The sequence below is a fragment of the Microbulbifer sp. THAF38 genome (genome assembly GCF_009363535.1).
Classification (GTDB): Bacteria; Pseudomonadota; Gammaproteobacteria; order Pseudomonadales; family Cellvibrionaceae; genus Microbulbifer.
In genome coordinates, this window is record NZ_CP045369.1 from 929,923 (window position 1) to 941,544 (window position 11,622).

Here is an 11,622-nt window from a genome sequence, read left to right on the forward strand (position 1 = left end):
GCGCTTATACCACAAAGTCCACCCAACTTTGGCCGCGGCTGAACGCGGCGTTATGGCAGGAGACAAGAATGAAGATATTTATAATAATTTTTGCAGCGCTTGTAACTGCATGTAGCGGAATTACATTCAATACAAACTTGAGATCGTATGCAAAAGATAGGGTGATAACCACTGCGGTAAAAGAGTACTCGCCCATTGAAATTTCTAAGTATGATGCTGTGATATTAGGTTTTGTTGACACTTCATATTGCCAAGAGCGCATAGATGAACCAAAGCCGAACAAGCGTGCTTTGGTAAACGATCTAAAAGTAAGAGCTCATAGCTTAGGAGGTAATGGCGTCGTTGTAGAGGCTTGTGGTAAAGCCTCAAGTGGAATATGCAATCAGTACATGGAGTGTCGAGGTGTTGCATACTTTGTACCTGAGCGACAGAGCAGACCATAATAATACGCTACAAGGCGACGGCTTACTTTGTGTGGTGACTGCATTCCCATTTTCGTGCAATAAAGCGCACATAGCAAGCCGCCCCTGAGCATGGCGTTGTCAGTAAAATTATTAGATATCTCGTCTTACTAATTCTTTTTTGCAGTGCATCCGTGAATGCCATTAACGTTGAGCAATAGTAAATGACTGTCCTTCATTGGCAAGAGATTACTTAGGTGTTGTTTTTAGTCCTAAACCGAGAAAGAAAGGCTGGTACTACGTTGCTAAAGGGAATGCAATGGATATATGCCCAAAGTTAATGAATGGAGTTCGCATAGTTGATTATAAAGAGGGTTACTGTAAAAACTATAAGCCAATTCACCTTAAAGAATGTGAGTATTTGAAGATTTTTATTGTCAAAGATTACATCAATAGTAGACTTCATAACAAGTTACGGCAGGTTGTTCCTGCCCTTCGGGCGAAACCTTGAAACCTTCCCCCATGGAGTAGACGCCTACCTTTTGAATATGGTAGGTGTTAATTGTGGAGGGGGTGGTTAATGCGTCAGTGCGCTATCATCGGGGAGAGAGAGGATTGTGGCTGGAGAACAGCTGTTTTCCTTTAAAATTTAGTAACTTACATTTTTGTGTGCTGAGGATTGGCAGTGTTGTGTTGTGGTCAAGTCTAACCGGACACCTCTTTAAGCACATTTTTCAAATTCGATAGGGGTTATATACTCCAGTGATGAATGTATCCTGCGTGAGTTGTAATAAGCAATATAGGCCCTCACATCGGCTATCGCATCTTCCCTTGTCGGATAGATATTTCCCGTCAGCCATTCTCGTTTTAGGCTGCTAAAAAAGCGTTCAGTCGGTGCATTGTCCCAACAATTTCCCTTGCGGCTCATTGAGCACACCATACCATGCTGTTTCAACTGCGCTTGGTAGGTATGGCTGGCATACTGACTGCCTCGATCAGAGTGGTGTAGAAGACCCTTTGGCGGTGTACGCAAATTAACAGCCATCATCAATGCACGACTTACCAGGGCCGTTTCCATCTGGCGATCTAGATGCCAACCAACAATCCTACGTGAATAGAGATCAATCACTACCGCCAAATACAGCCAGCCCTGTGCAGTCCAGATGTACGTGATATCAGTAGTCCAAACTTGATTTTTAACACTTGGTGAGAACTCCCTATTCAAAAGGTTTTCCGCGGTAGGTAGTTGGTGTTTGCTGTCTGTCGTCAGTGTAAATCGCTTCTTGCGTTTTACTCTCAAACCTAGCTTTTTCATTAGTTTGCGGACACGATAGCGACCAATTTTAAAGCCTTCTTTGCGTAACAGTTTCATTAACCGACGGCTTCCGAGACTCTGTCGAGATTCAGAAAATAAGGCCTTCAAACGATGGCATAGTTTCCATGTCTGGCTATCTATTGAGCTATTACTACGCTGATACCACCCGTAATAGCTACTCTTATTTACCTGCATCACTCGGCAGAGTGTCCTAACTGGAAAGCTGCCTTGCTGTTCTTTAATAAAGTTGTACTTTACTTCATTTCTTTCGCAAAGAAAGCGCTGGCCTTTTTTAGGATTTCTTTCTCCATCCGCAACTGCTTGTTTTCGCGTCGTAACCGGTCCAATTCTGCGCGCTCGCCGACATCCAGCCTTTCTCCGCTCTCTTCCTGCTTCAGCTCTTTTATCCAGCGTCGCAGATTGTTGGCAGTGGTTCCTACAGCCTCTGTGGCTTTAGAAATAGAATATCCCTGCTCAGAGACCAGGGCTACGGCGTCTTTCTTGAACTCCGGCTTGAATTGCCGGCGTGTACCTTTCGTTGTCATACATCACCTCGCTTGGTGTTTTTACCATCTTAGCGAAGTGTCCGGAAGTATTAGACCACTACATTGAGGTCAGAGGGTTCGATCCCGCTTAGCTCCACCAAATTTTCCTTGTCTATCAAAGGTTGCGAGAAAAAACTCACAGCTTCTTACCAAGTAAATACAAACTCGCAAGAAAGAAAAAAGGGCCTTTAGGCCCTTTTTTTCGCCTGAATTTTATCCTTTCAAAACCCCTATCTCATTTGATTCTTTACTCACGGCGGATGTTGAGTTTGCCATGCTTGACCTATCCATAGAGTTACTCTCTGTACCCTAACCTAAAAAGAAGAATCAAAAGCAATGGTAATTTCTTAAGCTGAATTCCCAGGCGCGGCTAATGAGTTTGCCAAACTGTTGGTGCGTTTTTAAATTAAAACTTAGATGACTGGCGGCGAGACTGCCCGTTGTGCTTCGGATTTATTAATTGTTTTGCGAAGGTGTTCACCTTGCAAGTGTTTCTCAAAGTTCAGCTCGCAAATATCAGCGCGGCGCATGGTGGTTAGCATGCTGATACCCATAGCAACCTGTAGCGCTTCATAACCTAATTCCCCTGTCTTTTCATAAATGGTCCAGTAAGCTTCCAGAGTTAAGCGTTGACGCTTTTTAACGAGCTTTCCTTTTTCCAGCAGGCGGGGGCGATCATCGGCAGTGGCAAACGGGTTGCTTTCGAGTTTGCACAAGCCTTCAGTCATTAAGAAATTAAAGAATTTATTAAATTCTGCGCGGCGTGCATGCTGCTGATGAAAGGTAAGGGATTCCCGCCACTTGCGCAGATCCGCTAGCTTTGCTTTGTGCACTGGGATGGATTCAAAGTCCTCGCCAAAGGGCTTTAGGGCGTTACAGTGATTGCGCCAGTAGTTTTCTCTATGGCGTGGGTCCGGGTAGAGGTTGTCCGGCAATGCTATGTCGCTCACCATACGGGGTTTTTTTGGTCTGGCCATTTCCTTGCTCGACTACTGCTTTATCTGTTCTCAGTCCTTGCCTCTTTGAGTGAATTCTTGCTGCCTATAAACTACTCTGATCGGTTTGTTCTCATCCGCAGAATGGAAAATTTTTGTTTTTGACCCATCCATGCCACTGGCATTAGTGCCCTCTTCATCGATTTCCTAAATGCACTCAATGTGAATGTTGGTGATTTTTGGGTTGTATAACTGGAGCTGCAGGACGTAAGTGGTGCTGGGCCGCCGCTCACCATCACCCTAGGATTGGTTCGAAGATATCAACTCCCTAGCTTTTCTAATGTGGTAAGTCTCGAGCGCATCTCATCAATCAGATACTGACCTATGAAGAAATGGTTAAACTCTTGCTGTCCAGAGCTCCCAGAGTGTATTGGTACTTTTGTTCCAAGTATCGATCTCATCACTTTTTCATCTATTTATTATTGGTAGCTTTACTTCTAGAGGAGCAGTATGAGAGGAGCTGTAGGGAGGCGATAGTCTAGGGCATGGCTTAGAGTTATCGGTTAGAGACCTCCTGGGGGGCTTCTTAATATTTCCGTGCTGCTTTTGGCTTCCAAAGTGGTTCGCTATCAAGGGCATAGATGTTACAGAATTATTTAGAGGCACCCTAGATATGCTTTCAGGCTAAATCTTTATGAGCCTATTGGTATATATCGCTGAGTGCTGTATGAAATAAATGCAAAGCGTATGAAGAATATACTAAACGTGGTCATTGATTGACCCGACTATTACTAGTTTATTAGTAGAGTTGATGTGTGAGTGTTTACTTAAGCAGTTTTGGATGATCACCTTATATAAACCTCGTTTTATCTATTGGTGTCAGGCACTAGGCATTCGTTGAGAGTGGCATTCAATCTGTGTAAGTTTAGTGGTTAAGTGAAGACTAGAATTGGGTGAGGTGTACGTAATGGCGCGTAATTAATTTGGTATGACGAAATTTGGTGGCTGCGATAGGATGCTGCGCTGGTCAATTAGGCCGCTGGCGTATTCAGGAAGAGTCATCTTCTCTCTCTGTGAGCTAAGGTGCTCGCACAGCAAAAATGAGTGAAGCTCAAATAAGCACCACTCGGCTAAGTGAAGTAATTCCTTCCAAGTAGGTCTGAGTTAATTATCCCAGTTCCAGGCATGTGCTAAAAGAGAACTGGCTCACAATTGTCCAAGAAAAAGCTGCTATGGGTCCAACAACTTCACGCTCTGTCTGGCAGATCCAGCGAGATGTGATCTTCGCGTTACTTGTGCGCGAGATGAAAACTCGATTCGGTAAGTGGAAGCTGGGTTATGCCTGGGTGTTGCTAGAGCCGGCCATGCATATCATGGTTTTGGCAACACTCTTCAGCTTCCTAGGGAGGGAATTCTACCCGGGGATCCCCACAGTGCTCTTTATGCTCGCTGGTATAGCCCCATTTTTATTCTTTTCCCACTGCTTTAGTAAATCTATGGCAGCGGTGGACTCCAACCGCGGTCTATTCAACTATCGCCAGCTGCGCCCCTTTGATGCGGTTATGAGCCGGGTAATGTTGGAATTTGCTGTCTATCTGATAAGCCTGATCGCGCTACTGGGAATATTAGCTTGGGTGGGTATATCCGCGACTTTTAATAATTTTCTGCTACTGATTGCGGTGAATCTTCTCTACCTGTGTTTCTGTTTTGGTATGAGTTTGGCGCTCTGTGTAGCCGGTGCCAAATACCCGGAGGCGGGCAAGTTTGGACCACTGATTCTGCGACCGCTGTACTTTATGTCAGGTGTGTTCTTTTCTTTGGAGCAGGTACCTGAGCAATACCATCCGTATCTCGCATGGAATCCTTTGCTGCATGTCATTGAGCTTACTCGTGAGGGGCTGTTTAGCAGTTACCACGGCATGTTTGCCAACCTGCCATACCTGACATTCAGTTCATTGGCAATGCTTGGCTTTGGTCTATTGGTTTACCGCAGCCAGTGGCGAGACTTGGTGCGCAGCAAATGATCGAATTGCGTAACCTGACCAAGTCATTCCGCACACCGAATGGTCGCAAGGTGTTGTTCAAAGATGTCAATGCCGTTTTCCCGGAAGGTAAGAATATTGGCATTCTCGGAAGAAATGGTGCCGGTAAGTCAACCCTGTTGCGAATTATGGGCGGGATCGATTATCCAGATTATGGGCGGGTTATTACCAACGAGCGTATATCTTGGCCCATGGGGCTTGCTAGCGGTTTTCAGGGCAGTATGACTGGCCGTGAGAATGCCGAGTTTATTTGTGGTATTCATGGCATCTGGGGAAGGAGCCGGCAGGCAGTATTGGATAGGGTCCAGGACTTTGCCGAGATTGGTGATTACTTCAATGCGCCGGTAAAGAGCTACTCCTCCGGCATGCGTTCCCGCCTAGCGTTCGGTCTGAGCATCGCCGTGGATTTCGATTGCTATCTAGTGGATGAGGTGATGTCCGTTGGTGATGCGCACTTTAAGCATAAGTGTGAACAGGTTATCGCCGAAAAGCGTAAATCAGCCAAATTTATTATTGTTGCTCACGCCATGCCGCAACTGAAAAAGAATTGTGATGTCGGTATTTACCTCGGCCCGGAAGGATTACAGATTTTCGATACCGTAGATGAGGCTATTGAACTTTATCAGCAAGGGATACCCAAGGCCAAGGTGCAACAACAGAATAGAGCCGAACAGGCACTTAAGGCATAAGTCAAAATGGAAACAAATACGCAACCTGTCTCAGAGCAAAAAGCTAAGCCCAATAGTGGCGCACTAAAAAGAACGGCTGAGGTTGTAAAAGGTATGTTTGCAGGCTTTGCTGCGAATGAACCACCATCGGAACCTGGCCATTCGGGTATTCGCGCATGGCGTGGATTACTACTGTGTGTTGGCTTACCCCTGCTTTTGGTATCCGCCTATTACCTTTTCTTTGTTTCGGATCGTTATGTGAGTAGCACTCAGCTGATTGTGAAAGATAATGGCTCGAGTCAAGGAATGTCATCTTCCCTTGGCTTCCTTTTGCCAGGTGTAGGGGCCGACAATCAAGATGCTTTCCTAGTAGTTAACTATATTCAGTCCTTGGATATGGCTGTATATCTGGATAAGACATTGCAGTTGAGTAGCTACTACAAGAGCGATCGCTACGATATCTTCTCTCGCCTTGACTCCAATGCTACCCAGGAGGACTACCTGGAATACTATCGTGAGCATATCGCCATTGGTCACGATGAGTCGACGGGTATTATCACAATAGAGATACAGGCTTTTGAGCCTGAGTTCGCGCGCAGTCTGGTTGAGACTGTTACCCAGAAATCTGAAGATTTTGTCAATGCTATCAGCAATCAACTTGCTGACAAGCAGGTAGCTTTTGTGCGCAGTGAGCTCGAGTTGGCTCAAAGTAAATTGCGTGCCTCTAAGCAGGAAATTCTCGATTTCCAAAACCGTAACAAAGTTGTAAGCCCACAAGAGCTAACAAAGGGGATCAGCGGAATTATTCAGGGGCTCGAAGCCAAGCTTGCCGAGCTGCGCGCCAAACTGACGGCGGCCAAAACCTATCTAAATCCCGACTCTTCTCAGGTTGTCTCAATGCAGGCTGAAATCAGCGCGCTGGAAGAGCAAATAGCCGCAGAAAAGGAACGCTTGGTTGGTGTTTCAGATGCACAGGGGGAGCAGCGTCTTAACAGCCTGAGTGCGCATTTCCAGAATTTAGAATTGAACCTTCAGTTTGCCACCGATGCCTACGCAGCATCACTAAAAGCATTAGAAACTGCCCGAATGGAAGCCTCAGGCAGACTTAAACACTTGATGGTTGTAAGCCAGCCTTCTTTAGCGGAGAAAGCAGAATACCCGCGTAAGCTTTATAACCTAACCAGCTTAGCCATTATTCTGCTACTGATCTATGGCATTGTGAAAATGTTGATATCCAGTATTCGCGACCACAGGATTTAATCCTTTTCTTGCTTGCGAGTGTAAGACTGGTGAGCAAGGAGATAAGTGGCTGCCTAAAAGCGCTAGTTACCCAGATAATGCAAGGCAAAGTCTGGATATTAAAAACAGAGACTCAAAAGAAAAGATCGAAAAAATGATCGTGAGAAAACTTAAAACCCTTGGGGTATTACTTGGTTTATTGTCTGGTGTTGCGCTGCCGAATGCTCAAGCTCTGGAAACTCAGCTATTGGAAAAGAATGATTCTACTGAGCTTCCTCAGCCAAGTGCGCCGGTCTTTGGTCAGTCTCTGTTTCAGGGGGCCTTCAAAGATCAACCGTTTAGTGGCTTCAACCCAGATTATCGCATAACCGTCGGCGATCAAATTAACTTGCAACTGTGGGGTGCCTATAGCTTTAGTGCAACTCTTGCGGTGGACCCACAGGGTAATATTTTTGTACCGGAAGTGGGGCCAGTACATGTGGCCGGCGTAAAAAATGGCGAACTCAATGACTTTGTATTACGCCATGTAAAAGGTGTATTCAAGAAAAATGTACGAGCCTACGCAAACCTGGAGGCCAGCCAACCGGTCAAAGTATTTGTAACGGGTTATGTCAAAAATCCAGGGCTATTTAATGGCTTTTCATCAGACTCCATTCTCTATTATCTCGATAGTGCGGGCGGTATAGATCATAAAAGTGGAAGCTTTATAGATGTGAAAGTAATGCGTGGTGATCAGCTACTGCAAACGGTCAATCTATATAATTTTCTTACCGACGGCAGCATGCCCGCATTGCAGCTACGCAATGGTGATGCCATTGTTGTTGGGGCGCGTAATGGAGCCGTTTCAATCGAAGGCGCGGTGCAACAGGCTGCGCAGATAGAATTTACCGGCCCTTACACTCAGTTAGGGGAAATGCTACTGGTCGCCAAGCCGGACCCCCAGGCTAACTTTGCCCGTATTACTCAGGTAATTGATGATCAGCAGCAAGCCAGCTATCTGCCATTGGCAGAAGCCCTGAATACCGCGTTATACCCAGGCGCTAGAGTCGAATTAGTTCGGGATAACGATATCAAGTCCATATCCGTAAGTGTGAGCGGTGAGCTGGATGGACCCGCAAGCTATGTACTCCCCTACGGCGCTACGCTTGAAGATCTACTGTCACAGCTCGAGTTTCGCGGTAATGCTGATCAGTCTGCAGTGCAGTTATACCGAAAAAGCGTGGCTAAGAAGCAGCGCGCTGCACTAGAGCGCTCCCTAGACGCTTTGCAAATGGAAGTACTTACCCGCCAACCAAACACTGAGCTGGAAAAAGGGGCTCAGTCGGAAAACGCCGCCATGATTCAAAAGTTCATTGCTGAGGCTCGAAAAGCACAACCTCGAGGACAGGTGGTACTGGCTAATAACCCCAAGGCCGGAGATATGTTGCTGGAGGATGGTGATAGGTTAGTGGTACCACTTAGGAACTCCACGGTTTCAGTGGTGGGTGAAGTGATATTTCCAACTTCACTGGTATTTAATGAACGCCATACATTGGAAGACTACATTGAAATGGCTGGCGGTTTCTCCAATAGCGCGAATCAAGATGAATTAGTAATTCTACATTTAGATGGCACCATCAGTCGGGTTAAAGAGAGCAAGTTCGATAATCGTCTGAAAGATACTCTGCGCCCTGGTGATGAAATTATGGTGATGCCAGAGGTGCGCTCTAGTGAGTTGCAGGTGACTAAAGATGTCACAGAAATTCTTTACCGTATTGCCGTAGGCACAGCGGCAGTACTGTCTTTCTAAGGGTACCGGGTAATACTTCTTCTCCAGATCTTTGAATATAAAAGTTTTGGAGATGCTGGAAATAGTGGGCGACTCATTGAGCTCCAAGGAGAAAAAGATGATTACAAAGGGAAGTTCAACCAGAAAAGGAATTATTCTGGCGGGTGGTTCCGGTACGCGTCTATACCCCCTTACCAAGGGGGTTAGCAAGCAGTTGATGGGGGTATACGACAAGCCAATGATTTACTACCCGCTAACAACACTCATGCTGGCGGGTATCCAGGACATACTGATCATCACCACACCAGAAGAGCAGTATCTTTACCAGCGCCTACTGGAAGACGGCTCTCAATGGGGGGTTAACATCAGCTATGCGATACAGCCGAGCCCAGATGGCCTCGCGCAAGCTTTTATCATTGGTCGTGAGCATGTGGGTAACAATAAGAGCGCTCTGGTATTGGGTGATAATATTTTTTATACCCAGCACTTTAGTCAGATATTACAGCGTGCAGATGCGAATGAAGAGGGAGCGACAGTCTTTGGCTATCGCGTCGCCGACGCAAGGGCCTATGGCGTTGTAGAGTTTGATAGGGAAGGCAAAGCCGTTAGCTTAGAAGAGAAACCAGCTCAACCAAGATCTAACTACGCGGTAACTGGCTTGTATTTCTATGATAAGCAAGTCTGTGATTTGGCAAGAGAAGTTCAACCAAGCCCCCGCGGTGAGTTGGAGATCACCGATATTAACAATATCTACCTTGAGCGAGATCAATTGAATGTTGAATTATTGGGCCGTGGCAGCGCTTGGCTGGATACCGGAACCCATGACAACCTGCTTGAGGCTGCACATTTTGTTCAGACTATGGAGCGTCGCCAGGGGCTGAAAATTGCCTGCCCGGAAGAAGTGGCTTACCGCAAGGGCTTTATCTGTGCTGAACAGCTGGAAAAGCAGGCTCAACCGCTGTTAAAGAGCGGCTATGGTGAATACCTAATGAATTTGTTGTTGGAATCTGGGGAAGCACCTCCTTTCACTCAGCAGCGTTTGGCCGCTGCTCTTTGAATGAATAGAAAACCCTTCGTTCCACTTTTTGAAGAAAGAAGAAAAGAAGCAGTATGAAAGTAATAGAAACCGCTATCCCCGACGTGAAAATCCTGGAACCAAAAGTCTTTGGTGACGAGCGTGGTTTCTTTTTCGAATCCTATCGGCAGGATTTATTTAACCGTGAATGTGCAGAAAGGATCTTTGTCCAAGATAACCATAGTAAGTCTACCCAGGGAATTCTTCGTGGGCTGCACTACCAAACTCAGCAAACCCAAGGCAAGTTGGTACGTGTAACGAAAGGCGAAGTTTTTGATGTGGCGGTAGATTTAAGAAAAAGCTCCCCAACTTTTGGTCAATGGGTAGGAGTCACCCTCTCGGCAGAAAATAATCGACAGCTTTGGGTCCCGGAAGGCTTTGCTCACGGTTTCTACGTCACTAGTGCCGAAGCGGAGTTCGTCTATAAGTGCACTGATTACTATGCGCCAGAGTATGAGCATTCCATTCGCTGGGATGATCCAGAACTGGCGATTGAATGGCCTTTGGTAGATGGAAAAGCACCTCAACTCTCTACTAAAGATACCGCGGGAAAAAGCCTAAAAGAGGCTATTCCTTTCCCTTAGGACCTGCAGCAGAAAATCCTAGATCACAATATTCGGCTCAAGAGTTTTTTCCTGACATAAAAAGCTTGTGAATCAGTTAAGCAAGCTTGTAGTTTCAGTCAGAGATGTCAAAACACTAGCTAGTGCCTCCTAATTCAATGTGAATAAGTCAATGAAAATTTTAGTAACTGGTAAAGATGGCCAGCTGGCACAAGAGCTGCAAAAACGTATTCCGGCTGGTATAGAGCTGATAGCACTAGACAGAAACGATCTAGATATCACGAGTGCGGATCAGGTCATACAGGCAATGACTCACTATAAGCCCGCCGCAATTATTAATGCGGCTGCCTATACCGCGGTGGACAAGGCGGAATCAGAGAAAGCGCAAGCCTACGCTGTTAATGCCACAGGCCCGGAAAATTTGGCTAAAGCCTGCCGGGAGATGGGGATACGTTTGATTCATATCTCCACAGATTTTGTATTTGATGGCCAGAGTTCTACACCCTATCAGCCGCAAGATGTGGTTCGTCCATTAGGGGTATATGGAGAAAGTAAGGCTGCTGGTGAAGCAGCCGTGCAAAGCATATTACCCCAAGCGGTTATTCTGCGCACTGCCTGGGTTTATAGCGCCCATGGAGCCAATTTTACCAATACTATGCTTCGCCTTATGAACGAGCGAGACGAGCTGGGGGTTGTAGCTGATCAGATAGGAACTCCTACAAGTACTCAAACACTGGCCGAAACTATCTTCATGGTAGTTAGCAATCCTGAAATAAGTGGTATTTATCACTGTACGGATGCTGGTACCGCCAGTTGGTATGATTTTGCCGTGGCTATCTATGAAGAGGCCAAGGATCTTGGTCTGTTGGTCGATGAGGTAAATGTAAAAATACGGCCAATAGGCACTGCCGACTATCCTACTCCTGCGGCAAGGCCAGCATATAGTGTTTTGGATAAGTCAAGCTTGGTGATGGATTTGAATTTTGAATTACAACACTGGCGCCAGGTATTACGCCGAGTTTTACAAGAAAAGGCTGGCTCTTAAAGAAGGACCCCACAATCATTCCAGAG

At 46.1% G+C, this 11,622-nt stretch carries 10 protein-coding genes; 8 read left to right on the top strand and 2 right to left on the bottom strand.

Features of this window, described 5'->3' with window-relative positions; translation table 11 throughout:
- Positions 1–68 precede the first annotated feature (68 nt).
- Positions 69–443, top strand: a complete 375-nt coding sequence (locus tag FIU95_RS04110) for a hypothetical protein (RefSeq protein ID WP_152451750.1) — start codon at positions 69–71, stop codon at positions 441–443.
- Between the two features lie 679 nt (positions 444–1,122).
- Here FIU95_RS04110 and FIU95_RS04115 read toward each other — a convergent pair.
- Both FIU95_RS04115 and FIU95_RS04120 read right to left on the bottom strand, forming a co-directional pair.
- A protein-coding gene (locus FIU95_RS04115) for an IS3 family transposase (RefSeq protein WP_152451752.1) occupies positions 1,123–2,261 on the bottom strand; the annotation gives its coding sequence in 2 pieces (ribosomal slippage) (positions 1,123–2,012 and positions 2,012–2,261; 1,140 coding nt in all).
- A gap of 413 nt (positions 2,262–2,674) precedes the next feature.
- Entirely contained in the window at positions 2,675–3,238 is a 564-nt protein-coding gene (locus tag FIU95_RS04120) for a hypothetical protein (protein ID WP_152451754.1), read from the bottom strand.
- Positions 3,239–4,428: 1,190 nt separating this feature from the next.
- On the opposite strand from FIU95_RS04120, the gene FIU95_RS04125 reads away from it, so the two are divergent.
- The 7 genes from FIU95_RS04125 (at position 4,429) to rfbD (ending at position 11,596) form a co-directional block, all read left to right on the top strand.
- A complete protein-coding gene (locus FIU95_RS04125; RefSeq protein ID WP_152451756.1) occupies positions 4,429–5,220 on the top strand; it encodes an ABC transporter permease in 792 nt (263 codons plus the stop codon).
- The gene (locus tag FIU95_RS04130) at positions 5,217–5,927 is read left to right on the top strand and encodes an ABC transporter ATP-binding protein (protein WP_152451758.1); all 711 of its coding nucleotides are present in this window, start codon (positions 5,217–5,219) and stop codon (positions 5,925–5,927) included. Before FIU95_RS04125 ends, FIU95_RS04130 begins: the two co-directional genes overlap by 4 nt.
- Positions 5,928–5,933: 6 nt before the next feature.
- A complete protein-coding gene (locus FIU95_RS04135; protein WP_152451760.1) occupies positions 5,934–7,166 on the top strand; it encodes a sugar transporter in 1,233 nt (410 codons plus the stop codon).
- A 133-nt stretch (positions 7,167–7,299) separates the two neighbouring features.
- A complete protein-coding gene (locus tag FIU95_RS04140; protein ID WP_152451762.1) occupies positions 7,300–8,934 on the top strand; it encodes a polysaccharide biosynthesis/export family protein in 1,635 nt (544 codons plus the stop codon).
- Positions 8,935–9,031: 97 nt separating this feature from the next.
- On the top strand, positions 9,032–9,970 hold the full coding sequence (gene rfbA / locus FIU95_RS04145; RefSeq protein ID WP_152451764.1) for a glucose-1-phosphate thymidylyltransferase RfbA: 939 nt from the start codon (positions 9,032–9,034) through the stop codon (positions 9,968–9,970).
- A 53-nt stretch (positions 9,971–10,023) separates the two neighbouring features.
- Positions 10,024–10,572, top strand: a complete 549-nt coding sequence (gene rfbC, locus FIU95_RS04150) for a dTDP-4-dehydrorhamnose 3,5-epimerase (protein WP_152451766.1) — start codon at positions 10,024–10,026, stop codon at positions 10,570–10,572.
- A 151-nt stretch (positions 10,573–10,723) separates the two neighbouring features.
- Positions 10,724–11,596 (top strand): dTDP-4-dehydrorhamnose reductase, encoded by an 873-nt coding sequence (gene rfbD, locus FIU95_RS04155; protein ID WP_152451768.1) that lies wholly within the window; start codon positions 10,724–10,726, stop codon positions 11,594–11,596.
- Positions 11,597–11,622 lie beyond the last annotated feature (26 nt).